We start from the raw sequence: 19,701 nt of genomic DNA on the forward strand, positions 1-19,701 counted from the left end.
AGTACTGCCAAGGAGTGACGACGCGATGAGCCGAGTGGTACGAGCAGCGCTGTTCCAGACCGCGTGGACCGGAGATTCCGAGTCGATGAGCGCGGCGCACGAGAAGGCGACGCGGGAGGCCGCCGCGCAGGGGGCGCAGATCATCGGGTTCCAGGAGGTGTTCAACGCACCCTACTTCTGCCAGGTGCAGGAGGCGGAGCACTACCGGTGGGCGGAGGCGGTGCCGGAGGGGCCGACGACGCGGCGGTTCCAGGCGCTCGCGAAGGAGCTCGGGATCGTGATCGTGCTGCCGGTCTACGAGCTGGAGTCGGCCGGCTTCTACTACAACACGGCCGCCGTGATCGACGCCGACGGCAGCTATCTCGGCAAGTACCGCAAGCACCACATTCCGCAGGTCAAGGGTTTCTGGGAGAAGTACTACTTCAAGCCGGGCAACCTCGGCTGGCCGGTGTTCGACACGGCGGTCGGCAAGGTCGGCGTCTACATCTGCTACGACCGGCACTTCCCCGAGGGCTGGCGGGCGCTGGGGCTGCACGGCGCGGAGATCGTCTACAACCCCTCGGCGACGAGCCGGGGGCTCTCGGCGTACCTGTGGCAGCTGGAGCAGCCGGCGGCCGCCGTCGCCAACGAGTACTTCGTGGCGGCGATCAACCGGGTCGGCGTCGAGGAGTACGGCGACAACGACTTCTACGGGACCAGCTACTTCGTGGATCCGCGCGGTCAGTTCGTCGGCGACGTGGCCTCGGACAAGGTCGAGGAGCTCGTCGTGCGCGACCTCGACATGGGGCTCATCGAGCAGGTGCGCCAGCAGTGGGCCTTCTACCGCGACCGGCGCCCGGAGGCCTACGGCCCGCTGACGGAGGCGTGACCCGAAGATGCGCACTCTGATCAAGAACGGGCTCGTCGTCACGGCGTCGGACGAGCTGAACGCCGACGTGCTGATCGACGGGGAGACGGTCGCGGCGATCGCGGCGACCGGGAGCGCGGTGGCTGACGGCTGGACCGCCGACACGGTGCTCGACGCGACCGGGCTGTACGTGATCCCGGGCGGCGTCGACGCGCACACGCACATGGAGCTTCCGTTCGGCGGCACCGCGGCCTCGGACACCTTCGAGACCGGCTCGCGCGCGGCGGCCTGGGGCGGCACGACCACGATCGTCGACTTCGCGGTGCAATCGGTCGGCAAGTCGCTGCGCGAGGGGCTCGACACGTGGCACGCGAAGGCCGAGGGGAATTGCGCAATCGACTACGCGTTCCACATGATCCTCGCCGACGTCACCGAGGACTCCCTCAAGGAGATGGACGTTCTCGTCGGCGAGGGCGTCACCAGCTTCAAGCTGTTCATGGCCTACCCCGGCGTGTTCTACAGCGACGACGGCAAGATCCTTCGGGCCATGCAGCGCGGCGCCGAGAACGGCGGCCTGATCATGATGCACGCCGAGAACGGCATCGCGATCGACGTGCTCGTCGAGCAGGCCCTCGCGCAGGGCAAGACCGATCCGCGCTACCACGGCGAGGTCCGCAAGGCCCTGCTCGAGTCCGAGGCGACCTACCGGGCCATCCAGCTCGCGCGGGTCGCCGGGGCGCCGCTCTACGTCGTGCACGTCTCGGCCGCCGAGGCCGTCGCCGAGCTGACCAGGGCCCGCGACATGGGGCTCAACGTGTTCGGCGAGACCTGTCCGCAGTACCTGTTCTGTTCGACCGACGACCTTGCCCGCCCCGACTTCGAGGGCGCGAAGTACGTCTGCTCCACGCCGCTGCGGCCGGCCGAGCACCAGGAATCGCTGTGGCGGGCATTGCGCGGCGACGACCTGTCCGTCATCTCCACCGACCACTGTCCGTTCTGCTTCGTCGGGCAGAAGGAGCTCGGCCGCGGCGACTTCTCCAAGATCCCCAACGGGATGCCCGGCGTCGAGAACCGGATGGACCTGCTGCACCAGGCCGTCGTCGACGGGCACATCAGCCGCCGCCGCTGGATCGAGCTGGCCTGCGCGACCCCGGCCCGGATGTTCGGTCTCTACCCGAAGAAGGGCACGATCGCGCCCGGCGCGGACGCCGACATCGTGCTCTACGACCCGCGGGGCGCGTACACGATGTCCGCCGCCACGCACCACATGAACGTCGACTACTCCGCGTACGAGGGCAGGACCGTCGCCGGGCACTCCAGGACCGTGCTCTCCCGCGGCCGGGTGATCATCGACGACGGGAAGTACCTCGGGCACGCCGGCGACGGCCGCTTCACCCCTCGCTCGACCTGCCAGTACCTCACGTAGGAGTAGGGAGCCGATGATGGACTTCGGTCTGGTTCTGCAGAACGACCCGCCCGCCGCGACGCTCGTGGACCGGATGGTGCGCGCCGAGCAGCTGGGCTTCACACACGGCTGGACCTTCGACTCGGCCGTGCTCTGGCAGGAGCCGTTCGTCATCTACAGCCGCATCCTCGAGCACACCGGGCGGCTGGTCGTCGGGCCGATGGTGACCAACCCGGGCACGCGCACCTGGGAGGTGACCGCCTCGACCTTCGCCACGCTCAACGACATGTACGGCAACCGCACGATCTGCGGAATCGGCCGCGGCGACTCGGCGATGCGCGTCGCCGGACGCAAGCCGGCCACGCTCGGGCTGCTCGCCGAGGCGATGCGCGTCATCAAGGACCTCGCCGAGGGCCGCGAGGCCGAGTTCGGCGGGACCAGCATGCGCATCCCGTGGATCAAGGACGGCAGCCTGCCGATCTGGATGGCCGCCTACGGGCCCAAGGCGCTCGAACTGACGGGACGCCAGGCCGACGGCTACATCCTCCAGTTGGCCGATCCGTTCCTGACGGAGTGGATGGTCAAGGCCGTGCGCAAGGCCGCCGCGGACGCGGGCCGCGACCCGGCGAGCGTCAAGGTGTGCGTCGCGGCGCCCGCGTACGTGACCGACGGCAGTGCCGAGGGATACGCGCACGCCCTCGACCAGTGCCGCTGGTTCGGCGGGATGGTCGGCAACCACGTCGCCGACCTCGTCTCCCGCTACGGCGAGACCTCCGGCATGGTGCCGGCGGAGCTGACCACGTACATCAAGGCCCGGGAGAAGTACGACTACAGCCACCACGGCCGCGCCGGGAACCCGGACACCGCGTTCGTGCCGGACGAGATCGTCGAGCGCTTCTGCCTCGTCGGCCCGGCCGAGGCGCACATCGCGAAGCTCGAACAGCTCAAGGCGCTCGGCGTGGACCAGTTCGCGGTCTACGCCATGCACGACGCGATCGACGACACGATCGAGCGCTATGCGGATGCTGTCATTCCGACATTCAGTTGACGACCGAAACGTGAGGTGGCTTTCCCCGATGTCCACAACCGCCCCACCGCCCTCCATCGTCACGGCCGACGACGGCCGAATAGAACTGGCCGCGGACGTCCTGCTGGACGACACCCGCTTCGCCAATCCCGACCTGACGCCGGTCCCCATCGCCAAGCGCCGCTGGAACACGTACAACTTCCTCGCGCTCTGGGTCGGTATGTCGCACAACATCGCGACCTGGACGCTCGCGTCCGGGCTGGTCGCGCTCGGCATGGACTGGAAGCAGTCCGTCCTGACCATCGCCATCGCGAACGTCGTCGTGCTCGTCCCGGTCATCCTGAACGGGCACGCCGGCACCCGCTACGGAATCCCGTTCCCGGTCTTCGCGCGCGCCTCGTTCGGCCTGCGCGGAGCGAACCTGCCTGCCCTGATCCGGGCCCTGGTCGCCTGCGTCTGGTTCGGCATCCAGACGTGGATCGGCGGAGGCGCGATCTACGCCCTCGGCGGCAAGGCGTTCGGCTCCTGGTGGGCGAACGCGAGCGCGATCGGCGGCGAGCCGTGGACGCAGTGGCTCTCCTTCGCCGTGTTCTGGGTGATCCAGGTCGTCGTGATCGTGCGCGGCATGGACACCTTGCGCCGCTTCGAGAACTGGGCCGCGCCGCTCGTCCTCGTCGGCGCGGTCGGCCTGCTCATCTGGGTCGGCGTGAAGGCCGGCGGCCTCGGCCCGCTGCTGCATCAGCCCTCGAAGCTGGGCTGGGGCTCGGACTTCTGGAAGGTCTTCTTCCCCGCGCTGATGGGCATGATCGGGTTCTGGTCCACGCTCTCGCTGAACATCCCCGACTTCACCCGCTTCGGCGGCAGCCAGCGGGCCCAGGCCCGCGGCCAGGCGCTCGGCCTGCCCACGACGATGACGATCTTCTCGCTGCTCGCGGTGCTGGTCACGTCCGGCTCGCAGGCGATCTTCGGCACGCCGATCTGGGACCCGGTCGAGCTGCTGACGAAGCTCGACAACCTCGCCGGCACGCTGGTCGGCCTGTTCATCGTGCTGATCGCGACGCTGTCGGTGAACATCGCGGCGAACGTCGTCAGCCCGGCGTACGACTTCTCCAACCTGATCCCGAAGCACGTGAACTTCCGCCGCGGCGCGCTGATCACCGGCGTGATCGGCGTCGTGATCTTCCCGTGGAAGCTCTACTCGAACCCCGACGTCTACATCTTCACCTGGCTCGACACGGTCGGCGGACTGCTCGGCACGGTCGCCGGCATCCTGATCGCCGACTACTGGATCCTCCGGCGCACCAGGCTCGCGCTCCCCGAGCTGTACGAGCCCGGAGGACGCTACTGGTACGCCGGAGGCTGGAACTGGCGCGCAGTCACCGCGTTCGTCGTCGGCGGCCTGCTGGCGATCGGGGGCTCCTACTCGTCGGTGTCCGACGGGGTGAAGCAGGGCCCGTTCCCCGCCGACGGCTTGATCCCGTTCCTGAAGCCGCTGGCCGACTACGGCTGGGCGGTGGGCCTCGGCTCGGCGCTCGTCCTCTACGTGGCGCTGATGAAGCTGGTCCCGCCCGAGCGGCAGGAGATCTAGCCGCAGCCCGCGGTTTCCGGCCCCCCGCACCGCGCGGTCGGCCGTCTTACGAGACGGCCGACCGCGCGGCGTGCGGCATCTTCCAGCCGACCGCGAGCCTCGACGGCCGCAGCCGCTCCCCGCCGCCGTAGAACTCGCAGAACTTCATGATCAGCGGATCCCACGCGTCCGGGTCGACGTAGTGGGTGCCGGGGATGACGACCGACTCCTCCACATGCGCCCGCAGCACCTTGACCTCGAACGCCGAGCAGTTGAGCTCGCCGCGGTCCAGCGGATGGGAGTCGACGAGCGTGCACTCCAGCTGGATCGGGCACTCGGCGATCCGGCTCGGCGCGACGAGCTCGGAGGCCTGCTCGGTGAGCCCCGAGACGCCGAACTTGTCCCTCTCGCTCCGGTAGCCCTGCTCCGCCTTGTACGGCGCGACCACGTTCGCTCCCGTCGTCAGGGCGAGCCGGTCCACGGCGTCGGCGTGCGTCGAGGGGACGAGGTTGAGCACGCACTCGCCCTCGCGCTCCAGGTTGATCGCCGTCTGGCTCCGCCGGCTCAGGCCCAGCACGGCCGACTGGCTCAGCCACCAGGCCGAGGACATCGGCGCGATGTTCGTCGTGCCGTCCGGGTTGCGCGTGCTGATCAGCACGACGGGCGTTCCGAAATACAAGACCTTGAGTTCCCGTGTCGTATGCATGGCTCCACTCTGCCTGCGTCGACCGTCGCGAACCGGCGGGATTCGGACGTCGCTACCCGCTTTCCCCTCCGGAGGCCGAGGACTGCTGAGCGTCATAGGCGAGCAGCGCGACGTACAGCGAGACGAGCTGGTCCCAGTCGTCGAGATCGACGTCGAGCAGCGACTCGATGCTGTGCAGCCTGCGGTAGAGCGCGGGCCGGGAGAAGTGGTGCTCCTGCGCGGCGAGCGACTTGTTGCGACCGGTGCGCAGATACGACCGCAGCACGTCGAGCAGCTCCTGCTCGGCGAACAGCGGGCCGAGCTCGCGTTCGATGAAGGCCTGGAGTTCGGGCTCGTCGCGAAGCAGCCGGACCAGGCCGCGCAGGTGCACGTCGCGGAGCCGGGCGACCGGGCCGGCCGGCGGATCTGCCAAAGCGGCGTCCGCGACGTGGACCGCCTCGGCGAACGAGTGCGGGAGCTGGTCGAGGGTGACGCAGTCGGAGCCGGCGCCGACGATGAACCTCCGGCCGCGGCCCGGCCCGTGCTCGCAGGCCTTGAGGACCAGACGGTTCACGGCCGTGCCGGCGTCCTGATCGCGGGGCAGGCTGACCAGTACCGCTATCGCGCTCTCGCCGGTCCAGCCCGCGAGCCCGGCGAGCCCCTCCTCGGCCAGGACGCGGCGGAACAGCAGGTCAAGACCCTCGCCGCCGCCGGTCAGGGGCCTGACGATCAGCGGGACGAGGGTGCGCCGGTTCACCGGCAGGCCCAGCGCGCGCACGCGCGGCAGCAGCTGGTCGGGGCGCCCGGAGCCCGAGGCCAGGTCGGCGAGCATGGCCTGCGCGGCCTCGCCCTCCAGCCCGTCGCGCGCGAACTCGACGCCCCCGCCGACGAGCCGGTGCACGGCCAGCGCCTCGGCCGCGCGGTCCGCGATCATCCGGCCCTCGGCCTCGGTGCCGCGGTAGCCGAACAGCAGTAGCCTGGCCCACTGGCGGCCGCGTGCCTCGAGCGGCGCGCCGATCCAGCCGTCCGGGCCGACGCTGGTGTTCCCGTTGAGCCGGGCGACCTGCCGGGAGACGCGGTCCCAGTCGCGCATCAGCTCGCCGAGGGCGCCGCGGTCCCCGGCGGAGGCCAGCACGCGCTGGGCCAGGTTCACCAGCATGACCGGGCAGCCGGCGAAGGCCGCCACCTCGTCGAGCAGCCGCTGCAGCGAGGCGCCGGAGAGGTTGAGGGCGGCGAGCGCGGAGCGCAGCCGGTCGGACAGGTCCACGGCGGCGAAGCGCTCGTTGAGCAGTCGCGCATGGACCTCTTCGGTGAACTTCGCGAAGGGCGCGGGCCGGTGCAGGACGATCAGCGGCACGCCGCGTTGCTCGGCCGCCCTGCGCAGCGCGGGCGGGGTGGTTGCGAACGCGCGGCCGAGGCCGAGGACCACGGCGGCGACATCGGCGCCGTGCATCGCCTCCATGTACGCGGTCTGGGCCTTCGGGTCGTCGGCCAGCAGCAGGCCGGTCGTCAGCACGATCTCGCCGCCGGAGAGCATCACCCCGACGTCCAGCGCCTCGGCCACGTGCACCCAGCGCACCGGCCGGTCCAGGCCGGCCGCGCCGGCCACCACTTCCGGACCGAACGACGCGACGAGGTCGAGCCCGAGCACGTCACGCACCGTCAACATGGCTGGAGAGTGTATCCGCCTCCGACCGCGCGGCCGGTGACCTGCCCGGCGGCCTGCCCGGTGAGCTACACGGCGCCGGGTCGTTCCGGTACACGGCGTCGGCTCGCCGCGGACCGATGGTCAGGCGGTCTGACAGGCACGTGCCGGCCCGCGCCGGCACGTGCCGGGTCGCGTTCAGCCGCCGACCGAGACGCCGAAGGTTCCGGGCACGACCGGGTTGACCTCGAACGCCGAGCAGATGCCCTGCGTCCCCAGGTGCGCGCCCGTGCTGATGGCGATGGTCTTCGTCGTGTTCGGCGCCGTGATCTCGATCGTGCCGGTGCCGTTCGGGTAGCAGGACTGGTCGGTGTGCAGGAGGTACTCGATGACGGAGTACGAAACGCCGCCGGGGGCGAGCGTGACCAGCGGCGGGCTGGTCAGCTGCGGCAGGTCGCCGCGGTCGCCGTTGAGCACGCGGGTCGCGTTGATCACCGTGCCCGAGTCCTCGATCGCAGCGCCCGGATAGCCCTGCAGCGTGCATGTGTGCGTGCTGATGTTCTTGAAGACGACGGCGCCCTCCTGCAGCGGCTGGCTCTGCGTGCCGTAGCCCGGATAGATCTTCAGATCATCGTTGTCGCAGGCCGGGACGGTCGACTTCTTCGACGCGCCCGTGCTGCCGGTCGTGGTGCCGCCCGCGGCCTTCGTCGGCGCGGCGGACGCGGTCGCGGCGGCCGATGCGCTCGCCGGAGCGCCGGCGCCCGGCGTGCCGCCGTTCGCCGCGGCGCCGGTCGTGGTCGCGCTCCCGGTCGTCGCGGTCGCGCCCTTCGCGGACGGCGGCGCCGCCTGGGCCGTTCCGCACGCGGCCGCGCCCAGAGCCACCGTCGAGAGCGCGCACGCCGCGATCGTCTTCTTGAACATGATCAAAGTCTCCCCACCTCGATCTTCGCTGCTTCCTCCGTTGATAAAGACGCCCGAACGCGCCGGCGGTTGACGTGAGTTTTCCAAGGTCGGGGCGGTACCGCTAAACGTTCTTTCGGTGTCGGTCACGCGCATTTCGGGATCTGGACACCTCTACGGCATAAGTTCGCCGCCGTGGATTCCGACGTACGACTTCTCGAATCTGATCGACCCGCTCACGACGCGGCGCCCCCGGCCGCCGCCGACGAGCGGTCCACGCGCTTCGCGGGCGTGACGGCGCGGCTGAACTCGTTCGCCGACCCGTGGCGGGCGCGGCTCGGGATCGGCGGCCCGGAGGGCGACGCGCTCGCGGTGTGGCTGCTCTCCCGGGTGCCGATGCTCCTGATCACCTGGGCCGTGGCCTGGACCGGCTTCAGCTACACGGCCAAGGAGCCGCACGGCTACGCCTCGGTCTGGCAGCGCTGGGACTGGCTTCGCTACCAGGGCATCGCAGCGAACGGATACACGCTGCATGCCCGGCACGGCGCGTCCATCGCGTTCTTCCCCGGCTACCCGATCATCCTGTACGTCGTCCACTTCGTCCTGCGCTCGTGGGTCTTCTCCGGCCTGATCATCTCGCTCGTCACCGGCGCCATCGCGTGCCTCGCGCTGGTGCGGATCATCGCGATGGAGGCCGAGGCCGCCGGCCTGTCCGCCACCGGAGTCCGCACCGCCGCCCGGGACGGCCTGCTGCTGTTCGTCTGGGCGCCGGCCGCCGTCTTCATGGCCGCCGGCTACACCGAGCCGCCGTTCCTGGCCTGCGCGCTGTGGGCGTGGATCTACGCGAGGCAGGGCAAGTGGCTGCGCGTCGGAATCCTGCTGGCCGTCGGCTCGGCCATCCACATCAACGGCCTGTTCGTCCTCGCCGGCGTCGGCGTGCTGTTCCTGCAATCACGGCCCGGCGGACTCCGCGGCTGGCTCAAGGGCTGGCCGCTCGTTCTCCCCGTGCTGCCGGTGGCCGCTTTCATGGTCTACCTGCACAAGCTGACGGGCAGCTGGAACGCCTGGGAGCACGCCGAGGCCACCGGCTGGAACCGGCACGAGACCTACCCCTGGCGCACCCTCGCCAACACCTGGCACTACGCGTTCGGCCGCGGCATGGTCGCCGAGAACGCCTGGGAGTACCAGCTCGAATTGGTCGTCACCTTCATCGGCATCGCCCTCGCGATCTGGCTCGCCTACAAGCGCCGCTGGGCCGAGTTCGTGTACGTCGGCCTCTCCGTCGGCACGCTCGCCACCTCGCACGTCTACCTCTCGGTCAACCGCGAGACGCTCAGCTGGTGGCCGCTGTGGGCGATCCTCGGCGTCTGGTGCGTGCGACGGCCGTGGTTCAAGTCCGTGTATCTGACATTCTCCGCGCCGATCATGTTCGTCATCGCCTACATGTTCCTCAGCGGCAAGTGGGCCGGATAGCCGCGTGGAATCTACGCTCGGCGCGGGCACGGACGTCGTCGGTGCCCGGACGCCATTCGCGGCCCGCGCCCGAAAGCGGCTGCGCGGCCACGCGCCGGAGATCATCGCGTACTGCGTCGTGCGGGCGGTCGGGCTCGTCGTGCTCGCGGCGATGGCGTCGCACTCGGGCCACCTCGTATCGCTGCTGACCAAGTGGGACGGCTCGTTCTACCTGGAGGTGGCACGGCACGGATACGACACCGCGCTGACGTACCGGCCGGACGGCAGCCTCGTCAACACGGACATCGTCTTCTTCCCGCTCTATCCGTTCCTGACCGGGCTGCTCGGCCTTGGCCTCGGCGTCACGGCCGCGGCACTGCTCGTCAGTCTCGGGAGCGGGATCGTCGCGGCCGTCGCCCTGTGCGGCATCGGCGAGCACCTGTACGACAAGCGCACCGGCGTGATCCTCGCGGCGCTCTGGGCCGCCGTGCCGACGGCAGTCGTCGAGTCGATGGCGTACACCGAATCGCTCTACACCGCCCTCGCCGCGCTGACCCTGCTATGCCTCCTCAGGGAGCGCTGGATCGCGGCGGGCATCGCAGCGTTCTTCGCCGGACTCACCCACCCGACCGGTATCGCTGCCGCGTTGACGATCGGCGTCTGCCTGCTCGCCGCGCTGCTGCGAGGTGAGCGCGGCGGGCGGGTCTGGCTCGCGACGGCGATGGCGCCGCTCGGCATGCTCGCGTACCTCGCTTGGGTGGCTGTCGAACTCGGCCGGTGGGACGGGTTCACGTATATGGAGGAACGCGGCTGGGGGAGTGACCCGAGCCTCGCCGGCGTCTGGCAGCAGATCGTCCGGTCGCTCACGCACGCGCTGCCGCTCGGGTACGAGGTGCCGGTCTTCGTGCTCGGCGCGTCGCTCCTGTTCGCGCTCTGGCTCACGCTCAGCCGCCGCATACGCCGCGACGGTCTGCCGGTCCTGGCCTTCGCCTGGATCTCCATCGCGCTCGCGCTCTTCATCGGCCCGACGTACTTTCACGCCGAGGCCAGGTTCCTGATGCCGGACTTCCCACTGCTGCTGCCGCCCGCCGCCTTCCTGGCCCGCCGGAACCGGTACACGGCGCTGTGCGCCCTGACCGTCTGCGCGGGGCTCTCCGCATGGTACGGAGGCTACCTGCTGACGATCTGGACGCACTCGCCGTGATCGGATTCCGATCGTGATCGATCAGCCCAGGGCGTTGATCACGGTCTGGAGGTAGGACGCGTCGCCCGAGGCGTCGCTGACGGCCGGGCCGCCCGTGATCAGGACCATCTCCACAATGTCGCCGCGGACCGCGAAGAAGTAGTGCCGGTCGGATGCGCCGCTCGGGTTGCCGTTCATCTCGGCCGGCTTGCCGTTGCTGTCGCGCAGCCTGCTGTCGATGGCGACGGCGCCGTCCGCGTGCGCGGTCTCGGTCGTGGTGCTGGTCACCGCGAGGCCGGTGATCGCGTCCGTGGACCCGGCGAACTGGGAGTCCTCCCCGAGGATCCCGTTCGTGAAGTACTCGAACGCCGCCTGTGCGTCGGACGCGCTCGCGTAGGTGTAGAACTCCTGGTCGGCGGTGGTCCCGGCCCACGCGCCGTCGCCCGTCGCGACACTCGGCGCCCCGAAGACGCGGGTGTCCATCCTCTCCGCCGGGTGCGGGTCGCCGGGAAGGGTGTGCTCGGAGCAGCCGCCCGCGTAGTACTGCCAGATCTCGTAGCTGCCCGCGGGACAGCTGGACGGGGTGCCGGCGTTCCAGTTCATACTGCTGTCGTACAGCACCTGAGACGCCGTGAGCCAGTGCTCCGACGCGGTCGCGGTAGACGTCGTCGCCCCCGTGGACGCAGGCCCGCTCGGCGTGTTCAGCGGCGAGGCCGAACCCCGCGTCCCGCTCGCGGTCGTGATCGGCAGGCCGGTCGGGCCCGAGGTCGGCGTCGGGCTAAATCCGGCGGACGGCGTCCGGCTGGCGCTCACGCTCGGGCTGGCGGCGGTCACGCGCGGCGTGCCCCCGTGGTGCGACGTGACCGCGAACGCGGCACCCGCGCCGGCGGCGACGAGTGCGAACGACGTGGTGGAGACGATGATTCGCTTGCGCATGGTGCGTTCCCTCCCTCGGACGCGGGCAGCGGATGCGCCCGCGGTGTGCGCAGCCCCCGCCGCCAGTTCGATGGCGTCGGAGAGCGCGGCGTCGAAGTCCTTGGACACGGTCAGATCTCCCTTCGGCTGATCTGCGGACGGGCGGCTCTGCTGTTCTTCGTCGCTTCGGGTGCGAGGCTGTCCGCGAATTCGGTCAGATGGGGTGCCAGGGCCCTGCGCCCGCGGGCGAGCCGGGCCTTGACGGAGCTCTGCGTGGACGAGGTCTCGATCGCGATCTCCTCCACCGACAGCCCGGCGTAGTGGTAGAGCACGATCGCCATCCGCTGGTCGGCGGAGATCTTGCGCAGCGCGCTGACGACCGCGAGGTGGTCGGGGCTCATCCCGGACACCTCGGAATCCCGGTACTCCCGCCGGTGCGCCGTCAGCCGGTTCACGGCCTTGCGCCACGACGAGACCGCCAGCCGCGCCGCGACCGTGCGCACCCACGCCTCGGGGTTGCCGTGCCGGCCCGCCAGCTTCGGCCACTGCTGCCAGGCCCGCGCGAACGCCTCCTGGGTGCAGTCCTCGGCCTCGTGCAGGCTGCCGGTCATCGCATAGATCTGCCCGACCACCCGCCGATGCGTCGACGCGTAGAACGCGTCGAACTCCCGCTCGAGCTCGGCCCCCATCCCCGCCCCCTCCGTCCCGGTGCCGCGAACCCGTTCGCGACTTCGGTGAGATTACGCGCGGAGCCCGAAGCCGGTTACATCACGGTTCGGCCTCGGAAGACGGCGAGGCCCGGCGCTCATCAGGGTGAGCGCCGGGCCTCGGTCCGGGGAGGGGCGGGACGTCAGTTCCCCGCGCCGATGACGCGGCGGCGGACGCCGCTCCAGGCGGCGGGGTCGGTGACGCGGCGGCCGTCGACGAGCGCGGCGACGCCGGGCAGGTCGGCGGGGGTCAGCGTGCGGTACTCGACGTGGTCGGTCTGGATGACGGCCGCGTCGACCGGCTCGCCGGAGCCGACCAGGTAGGGGGTGAAGCCGAGGGCCGCGATCTCCTCGTCGGTGTACATCGGGTCGGCGACCACGACGTCGGCGCCGCGAGCCTTGAGGGCCTCGACGGTCGGGAAAACGCCGGAGAACGCGGTCTCCTTGACGCCGCCGCGGTAGGCGATGCCGAGGACTGCCACGCGCTTGCCGTTCAGGTCCCCGTCGGGCTGCTCGCGCGCCAGCAGCTCCACGGCGTACGCGGGCATCGCGGCGTTGGCCTCGCGGGCCACGCGCACCACCTCGGCCTCGGGGTCGTTCCACAGGTACATCCGCGGGTAGACCGGGATGCAGTGGCCGCCGACCGCGATGCCGGGCTGGTGGATGTGGCTGAACGGCTGGCTGTTGCAGGCCTCGATGACGGCCGCGACGTCCACGCCGATGCGGTCGGCGTAGCGGGCGAAGGTGTTGGCCAGGCCGATGTTCACGTCGCGGTACGTGGTCTCCGCGAGCTTCGCGAGCTCGGAGGCCTCGCAGGAGCCGAGGTTCCAGACGCCGTTGGGCCGCGGCAGGTCGGCGCGGTCGTCGAACTCGAGGACCTGCTGATAGAACGTCACGCCGCGCTCGGCGGACGCCTCGTCTATGCCGCCGACGAGCTTCGGGTAGCGCTTGAGGTCGGCGAAGATCCGGCCGGAGGAGACCCGCTCGGGGCTGAAGACGAGGTGGAAGTCGCTGCCCGCGGCCAGGCCGGAGCCGGCGGCCAGCATCGGCGCGAAGCGGTCGCGGGTCGTGCCGACCGGCAGCGTGGTCTCGTAGCTCACCAGCGTGCCCGGGCGCAGGCCGGCGGCGACGGCGCCGGTGGCCGCGTCGAGCGGGCCGAAGTCCGGCACGCCGTCGCGGTCCACGACGAGCGGCACGACGACGACCACGGCGTCCGCCCCGGCGACCGCCGCGCTCCCGTCCAGGGTCGCGGTCAGCCGGTCGTCGGCGACGACCTGCTTGAGCGCCTCGTCGAGCCCGGTCTCGCCGGGGAACGGGGCCTCGCCCGCGTTCACCAGGTCGACGACGCGCTGGGAGATGTCCACGCCGGTGACCGTGTGGCCGAGGCCGGCGAACTGGACGGCGAGCGGGAGGCCGATCTTGCCGAGGGCGAAGACGCAGATCTGCACGAGGGGAGTCCGATCAGTAAGGCGGGGAAGCAGACAGTGGGGTGGGGCGGGCCTAGGCCGTGTCTTCAAACTTGCGTCGGATCAGGCCGCGGCGTCTGACGCGTGCGCTCGCAAGGTGCAGGGGCGGGCGCATACTCGGTCGTCTGCAACCGCCCCTGCAACGCCGCGAGCGTGCGTGGCAGGCGTCGCGGACCCGGCGATAGTTTGAAGACACGGCCTAGGCCAGGGCGAGCGGGAGGGTCTCGCCGGTGCGCGCCGAGTCGAGGACCGCCTCCGCGACCATGACCGCGCGCAGGCCCTGGCGCAGCGTCACGATCCCGGCGTCGGCCTTGCCCTCCACGGCGTCCCGGAAGGTCTCGTGCTCCAGGACGAGCGGCTCGCGCTTCGGGATCGCGTAGCGGGTCATGTCGCCCTCGGACACGCCGCGGAAGACCGAGATCGCGTCCCACTCGGTGCGGGTCGAGCCGTTCGCGAAGAACGTCAGGTCCGCGGTCAGCGTGTCGGCGACGAAGCAGCCCTTCTCGCCGGTCACGATCGAGACCCGCTCCTTGAGCGGCGAGAGCCAGTTGACCAGGTGGTTCGCGATCACGCCGCTGTCCAGCTCGCCGAGCACCGTCACCAGGTCCTCGTGCGGGCGGCCGCTGCGGTGCGCGGTCTTCGCGGCGACGCTGGTGTACTGCGCGCCGGTGACGAAGCCGGTCAGGTCCAGGTCGTGCGTCGCCAGGTCCTTGACCACGCCGACGTCCGCGATCCGGTTCGGGAACGGGCCCTGCCGGCGCGTGGCGACCTGGAAGACCTCGCCGAGCTCGCCGGCCTCCAGCCGCGAGCGCAGGGACTGCAGCGCCGGGTTGTAGCGCTCGATGTGGCCGACCGCCGCGACCAGGCCGCGGCTCTCGAAGGCCTCGACGACGCGCTGCGCGGCCGGGGTGTCGTGCGCGAGCGGCTTCTCGATCAGCGCCGGGATGCCCGCCTCGGCGAGCTGCAGCGCGACGGACTCGTGCAGCGCGGTCGGGCAGACCACGACGACGTAGTCGGGCTCGAGCGCGATCAGGCTCTCCACGTCGTTCAGCAGCGGCACGCCGCTGAGCGCGCCGTACGGGTCGCCGCCGGGATCGGCGCCCCCGATGAACTCGACGCCGTCGAGAGCGCGCAGCACCCGTGCGTGGTGCCGGCCCATCGCTCCGAGCCCGACGAGGCCCGCCCGCAGAAGCGGCTTGCTCATGGTGGATCAGTCTCCGAGGTCGAACGAGCTCACGGCCTCGCCGATGCGGGTCAGTTCCGCGTCGGTCAGGGCCGGGTGAACGGGAAGCGAGAGCACCTCGGCCGCCGCGCGCAGCGTCTCGGGGAGGTCAGCGTCCTGGGCCGTCCCCGCGAAGGGCGGCAGCCGGTGGGTCGGCGTCGGGTAGTAGACCGCGGAGCCGATGCCCTGGGCGGTGAGGTGCTCCTGCAGCGCGTCCCGCCGCCCGGCCGGGACGCGCACGGTGTACTGGTGGTAGACGTGGCTCGCGCCGGCGGCGACGGCGGGCACGCGCACGCCGCCGAGGGAGCCGATGCCCGCGTCGAGCTTCGCCGCGTTCGCCTGCCGCCGCTCGTTCCAGCCGCGCAGCTTCGTCAGCTGGACCCGGCCGATGGCGGCGGACACGTCGGTCATCCGCAGGTTGTAGCCGAGGATCTCGTTGGCGTAGCGTCGCTCCATGCCCTGGTTGCGCAGCAGCCTGATGGTCCGCGCGAACCCGGCGTCCGGGGTGACGACCATGCCGCCCTCGAGCGAGTGCATATTCTTGGTCGGGTAGAAGCTGAACGCGGCGGCCAGGCCGAAGGCGCCGACCGGCCTGCCCTCCCAGGTCGAGCCGTGCGCCTGCGCCGCGTCCTCGACGATCGCGAGGCCGTGCTTCCCGGCGATCTCGCCGAGCCGCCCCATGTCGGCGGCCTGGCCGTAGAGGTGCACCGGCATGATCGCCTTGGTGCGCGGGGTGATCGCGGCCTCGACGGACTCGGGGGAGAGGTTGAAGGTCTCCGGGTCGATGTCCGCGAACACCGGGGTCGCGCCGGTCAGCGCGACGGAGTTGCCGGTCGCCGCGAAGGTGAACGAGGGGATGATCACCTCGTCGCCCGCGCCGATCCCGGCCGCGACCAGCGAGAGCAGCAGCGCGGAGGTGCCCGCGTTCACGGCGACGCAGTGCCGGCCGTCGACCAGCGCCGAGAACTCCTCCTCGAACGCGGCGACCTCGGGGCCCTGGATGACCATGCCGCTGCGCAGCACGCGCACCGCGGCCTCGATCTCGTCTTCGCCGATGACCGGCTTGGCGGCCGGGATGTGGCCGGGGTCAGTGCTCATTGTCGATCTCCGTGAGTTCGCCGTCGGCCTCGCGGTAGAGCGCGCCGGTTTCGGGGCAGCGCCAGGTGTCCGGCGCCTCCTGCTCGAGCCGTTCGCCGGCCCGGCCGATCCAGGCGATGCGGCGGGCCGGGACTCCGACGACGAGCGCGAAGTCCGGCACGTCGCCCGTCACCACCGCGCCCGCGCCGACCATGGCCCAGCGGCCGATCCGGACCGGCGCCACGCACACCGCGCGGGCGCCGATCGAGGCGCCCTCGCCGACCGTGACGCCGACCGCGTGCCAGTCGCCCGCGCGCTTCTGCTTGCCGTCCGGGTCCACCGAGCGCGGCCGGTGGTCGTTGGTGAATACGGCCGCGGGGCCGATGAACGCGCCGTCGCCCACCTCGGCGGGCTCGTAGACGAGCGCGTAGTTCTGCACCTTGACGTTCTCGCCGAGCCGCACGCCGGTGCCGATGTAGGCCCCGCGCCCGATCACGCAGCCGCGCCCGAGCACGGCCTGCTCGCGCACCTGCGCGAGATGCCACACCGAGCTGCCCGAACCGATCTCGGCCCCCTCGTCCACGTCGGCGGACGGCGCGATGCGCACGGATTCGTCGAAGGTCATTGCGTCCTCGCCACGACGGCCATCGCCGCCTTCGATCCCCGCGCCCCGGCCACCAGGTCCGCGACGGCCCGCGCGAACAGGTCGTGGGGGTTCACGGCGCCCAGGTCGCGCTCGGCCCACTCGTTCGCCGCCTTGCGCATCAGCTGGAACTCGGCCCGCGACTCGCCGGACCACGCGCGCAGCTGCGCCGCGGCCGCGGCCGAATCCGCCACGATCGCGCCCGCGCCGGCCTTTTCGACCAGCTCGGCGGCCCGCCTGATCGGACTGCTGAGCACCGGCATCCCGCACGCCAGGTACTCGTAGATCTTCGACGGGATGGCGCTCTCGAACGCGGGGGTGCTGTGCAGCAGCGACATCCCGACCCACGCGCCGCGGGCCAGCGCCCAGGCCGCGGCCGGGGGCATCCGGCCGTGCATCGTGATCCGCTCGGCGGCCGGGGAGGCGGCGAGCCAGGCCTCCAGCCGCTCCCGGTCGCGCGCGGCGACCGGGCCGACCACGTCGAGGCGCCACTCCGGCGCCTGCTCGACCGCCTCCAGCATGGTGAAAAGGCCGCGGCTCTCCCGCACGTCGCCGACGTACAGAGCACGCGGGATCCCGTCCAGCGCGCCGCGCTCCGGAAGCAGCGTCATGTCCGGCAGGTTGCGCACCACCAGGCGCCGCGCGGCCGCGGCCGGCGGCACGTGCTGGTCGGCCACGACGGTCAGGTCGGCGCCGCGGCTGAGCGCGATCGCGCTGCGCGCCCACACCTTCGCAACCTTGCCGGCCGCGCCCTTGGCCCAGGCGCGGTCGTCCAGCAGCGCCACGTAGTCCTCGTGCAGGTCCACCGCGAGCCGGCGGCCGTGCGAGAACAGCCGCTTCGACCGGGCCGCCGGGATCAGGTCCGGGTCCATGGTGACCAGCACCGTGCCCCGCGCCTTGCCGGGCAGCGTCAGGGCCTTGACGCCGCGCGCGGCGAAGCCCTTCGGCCGGATCGAGCGGAACTCGGTCTCGGCCGGCGCGTCCTCGGCGCGGCCCTTGGCGATCACCTCGACCCGCAGCCCGGCCCGGCGCAGCGCGGCGCAGTGCCGGTGCAGCCGGGCGTCGGCCACGTCGTGCCCGCTGCTGAGCAAGGTGACGTCGAAGCTCGCGCGGGCCATCTCAGAAGTCTCCCGAGTTCAGCGAGTCGTCGATCATGCTCATGTCGTCGTCCTCGTCCGCGGTCTCGTCGGCGGCGTTCGACTTCTTGGCCGGCGGCACGCCCTGGAACTCGAGGTACTGATCCGCCACCTCGTCCGGCTTGCCGCGCATGACGATCTGGCCCTTGTCCATCCAGATGCAGTCGTCGCACATCTCGCGGATCGCGGCGATGCCGTGGCTGACGATCACGATCGTGCGCGCCTGGCCGACGAGCTCCTGCATCTTGTCGTAGGACTTGCGCCGGAAGTGCGCGTCGCCGGTGGACAGCGCCTCGTCGACCAGCAGCACGTCCGGGTCCAGGTGGGTGGACACGGCGAAGGCGAGCCGGCCGTACATGCCGGAGGAGTAGGCCTTCATCGGCAGGTCGATGACGTCCTCGAGCTCGGCCCACTCGACGATCTGGTCGAAGCGCTCGTAGACCTGCTTGCGGGTCAGGCCCGCGGCCATCGAGCCGAGCACGACGTTGTCCCGGCCGGAGAGCTGTCCGTTGAAGCCGACGCCGAGCGCCAGCAGGACGCTGATCCGGCCGTTGACCACGATCTCGCCGCTCGAGGGCGGCAGGATCCCGGCCATCGCGCGCATCATGGTGGACTTGCCGGCGCCGTTCGCGCCGATGATGCCGAGCACCTGGCCGTGCTTGACGTCGAAGGAGACGCCGCGCACCGCGTGGATGTAGCGCACCTTGCGGTCGCCGGACTTGCGGCCGAGGTTGGTGATCGTGTGCCGCAGCGTGTTCGCGCGCGGGTTGACGATCGTGCGGTAGTCGACCTTGACGTCCTTGACCCGGATCGACATCTCCCGGTCGAGCTCGGCCTCGGTCGGCCCGGCCAGCGGCGCGTTCGCGGCGTTCGGCGCGGACGTGACGGGCGCTTCCACGGAGTCAGAGACGGACACTGAACTCACGCTCCCTCCGGATGAAGACGAATGTGCCGACGACGAGCGTGCCCAGGCCCCAGGCGAGGCCCTGGAGCAGCCAGGAGTAGGGCGGGGCGACGTTGTAGACGAGCGCGTCGCCCCAGGCCCCGATCATCGGCGAGAGCGGGTTGAGCGGAAGGAGGTGCGCCTTCAGGTCGTGCTTGCCGAGCACCTGGTTCAGCTGCCACAGCACCGGCGAGAGGAACATCCAGATCCGGGTGACGTAGGGCAGGAAGTTCGAGAAGTCGCGGAAGTACACCTGGGCCGTGGCGCAGATGAAGCCGAGGCCCGCGCCGAACATCGCGACCTCGAGGAACGCGGGTATGGCGTAGACCGCCGCGATACCCCAGTGGACGTGCTGCAGCTGGTGCACCACGAGCAGCACGATCAGGCTGGGCGCGAACCGGAAGAACGCGATGACCATCTGGGTGATCGGCATGACCAGCCGGGGCAGCCGGCTGTTGAGCACGAGGCGGCTGCTGCCGATGATCGAGCCGGCCGACTGCGAGAGCATGCTGGAGAAGAACGTGTACAGGAACAGTCCCGCGAGCAGCACCGCGAAGTAGTTCGACGCGTGCTTGCTGCCGTTGATGATGTCCACCAGGACGAAGTACACGCAGCCCATCAGCAGCGGGTTGAGCACCAACCAGAGCTGGCCGAAGACGTTGGTGTAATTCTGTCCGCGCAGCGTGCAGCGGGCGAGCTCGTAGACGAACTCGCGGCGTTCCCACAGCTCCGGCAGGTACCGGCGGAGGCTCGGCACTCCGGACTTGCGGGACCGGAACACGTGGTGCTCCAGGTGATCCAGGGACACGTCCCTGGGCGGGGACTGCGTATCAACCATCGACGACATCGATTCCGGCCGGGGTGGAGGGGGAGGGGCTTGC

At 71.0% G+C, this 19,701-nt stretch carries 18 protein-coding genes; 6 read left to right on the plus strand and 12 right to left on the minus strand.

Annotation, left to right across the window (positions count from 1 at the left end; translation table 11 throughout):
- The first annotated feature begins 25 nt into the window (after positions 1–25).
- From KDK95_RS04420 to KDK95_RS04435, 4 genes are read left to right on the plus strand one after another with little or no spacing between them, the layout of a single operon-like run.
- On the plus strand, positions 26–868 hold the full coding sequence (locus KDK95_RS04420) for a nitrilase-related carbon-nitrogen hydrolase (protein WP_212516688.1): 843 nt from the start codon (positions 26–28) through the stop codon (positions 866–868).
- A gap of 7 nt (positions 869–875) precedes the next feature.
- Complete coding sequence (gene hydA, locus KDK95_RS04425) at positions 876–2,273, plus strand: dihydropyrimidinase (RefSeq protein ID WP_212516689.1); 1,398 nt, start codon at positions 876–878, stop codon at positions 2,271–2,273.
- 16 nt (positions 2,274–2,289) lie between these two features.
- Complete coding sequence (locus KDK95_RS04430; protein ID WP_372463259.1) at positions 2,290–3,300, plus strand: TIGR03842 family LLM class F420-dependent oxidoreductase; 1,011 nt, start codon at positions 2,290–2,292, stop codon at positions 3,298–3,300.
- Positions 3,301–3,328: 28 nt separating this feature from the next.
- On the plus strand, positions 3,329–4,867 hold the full coding sequence (locus tag KDK95_RS04435) for an NCS1 family nucleobase:cation symporter-1 (RefSeq protein ID WP_212516691.1): 1,539 nt from the start codon (positions 3,329–3,331) through the stop codon (positions 4,865–4,867).
- Between the two features lie 46 nt (positions 4,868–4,913).
- Here KDK95_RS04435 and KDK95_RS04440 read toward each other — a convergent pair whose 3' ends face one another.
- The 3 genes from KDK95_RS04440 to KDK95_RS04450 form a co-directional block, all read right to left on the minus strand.
- Positions 4,914–5,552 (minus strand): flavin reductase family protein, encoded by a 639-nt coding sequence (locus tag KDK95_RS04440; RefSeq protein ID WP_212516692.1) that lies wholly within the window; start codon positions 5,550–5,552, stop codon positions 4,914–4,916.
- A gap of 52 nt (positions 5,553–5,604) precedes the next feature.
- Positions 5,605–7,200: a PucR family transcriptional regulator gene (locus tag KDK95_RS04445; protein ID WP_212516693.1), complete on the minus strand. Its 1,596-nt coding sequence runs from the start codon at positions 7,198–7,200 to the stop codon at positions 5,605–5,607.
- Between the two features lie 174 nt (positions 7,201–7,374).
- Complete coding sequence (locus KDK95_RS04450; RefSeq protein ID WP_212516694.1) at positions 7,375–8,097, minus strand: DUF4232 domain-containing protein; 723 nt, start codon at positions 8,095–8,097, stop codon at positions 7,375–7,377.
- Between the two features lie 174 nt (positions 8,098–8,271).
- Between KDK95_RS04450 and KDK95_RS04455 the strand changes: the two genes are divergently transcribed.
- The gene (locus KDK95_RS04455) at positions 8,272–9,549 is read left to right on the plus strand and encodes a mannosyltransferase family protein (RefSeq protein WP_212516695.1); all 1,278 of its coding nucleotides are present in this window, start codon (positions 8,272–8,274) and stop codon (positions 9,547–9,549) included.
- Positions 9,550–9,553: 4 nt separating this feature from the next.
- Complete coding sequence (locus KDK95_RS04460; protein WP_212516696.1) at positions 9,554–10,732, plus strand: hypothetical protein; 1,179 nt, start codon at positions 9,554–9,556, stop codon at positions 10,730–10,732.
- Positions 10,733–10,753: 21 nt separating this feature from the next.
- On the opposite strand, the gene KDK95_RS04465 is transcribed toward KDK95_RS04460, so the two are convergent.
- The 9 genes from KDK95_RS04465 to KDK95_RS04505 form a co-directional block, all read right to left on the minus strand.
- Positions 10,754–11,755 (minus strand): hypothetical protein, encoded by a 1,002-nt coding sequence (locus KDK95_RS04465; protein ID WP_212516697.1) that lies wholly within the window; start codon positions 11,753–11,755, stop codon positions 10,754–10,756.
- Positions 11,756–11,757: 2 nt separating this feature from the next.
- On the minus strand, positions 11,758–12,315 hold the full coding sequence (locus KDK95_RS04470; RefSeq protein ID WP_212516698.1) for a SigE family RNA polymerase sigma factor: 558 nt from the start codon (positions 12,313–12,315) through the stop codon (positions 11,758–11,760).
- 161 nt (positions 12,316–12,476) lie between these two features.
- Positions 12,477–13,781, minus strand: a complete 1,305-nt coding sequence (locus tag KDK95_RS04475) for a nucleotide sugar dehydrogenase (protein WP_212516699.1) — start codon at positions 13,779–13,781, stop codon at positions 12,477–12,479.
- A gap of 217 nt (positions 13,782–13,998) precedes the next feature.
- Complete coding sequence (locus tag KDK95_RS04480; RefSeq protein ID WP_212516700.1) at positions 13,999–15,003, minus strand: Gfo/Idh/MocA family protein; 1,005 nt, start codon at positions 15,001–15,003, stop codon at positions 13,999–14,001.
- Positions 15,004–15,009: 6 nt separating this feature from the next.
- Positions 15,010–16,119 (minus strand): DegT/DnrJ/EryC1/StrS family aminotransferase, encoded by a 1,110-nt coding sequence (locus tag KDK95_RS04485; RefSeq protein ID WP_212516701.1) that lies wholly within the window; start codon positions 16,117–16,119, stop codon positions 15,010–15,012.
- The gene (locus KDK95_RS04490; RefSeq protein ID WP_249160278.1) at positions 16,109–16,723 is read right to left on the minus strand and encodes an acyltransferase; all 615 of its coding nucleotides are present in this window, start codon (positions 16,721–16,723) and stop codon (positions 16,109–16,111) included. Before KDK95_RS04490 ends, KDK95_RS04485 begins: the two co-directional genes overlap by 11 nt.
- Complete coding sequence (locus KDK95_RS04495; RefSeq protein ID WP_212516702.1) at positions 16,720–17,859, minus strand: glycosyltransferase; 1,140 nt, start codon at positions 17,857–17,859, stop codon at positions 16,720–16,722. Before KDK95_RS04495 ends, KDK95_RS04490 begins: the two co-directional genes overlap by 4 nt.
- Position 17,860: 1 nt before the next feature.
- Positions 17,861–18,793, minus strand: a complete 933-nt coding sequence (locus KDK95_RS04500; protein WP_212516703.1) for an ABC transporter ATP-binding protein — start codon at positions 18,791–18,793, stop codon at positions 17,861–17,863.
- Positions 18,780–19,701 (minus strand): ABC transporter permease (locus KDK95_RS04505; RefSeq protein ID WP_212516704.1); only part of this gene is annotated, 922 nt, incomplete at its 5' end. The genes KDK95_RS04500 and KDK95_RS04505, both read right to left, overlap by 14 nt.

It is taken from the genome of Actinospica acidithermotolerans, assembly GCF_018139625.1.
Taxonomy (GTDB): domain Bacteria; phylum Actinomycetota; class Actinomycetes; order Streptomycetales; family Catenulisporaceae; genus Actinospica; species Actinospica acidithermotolerans.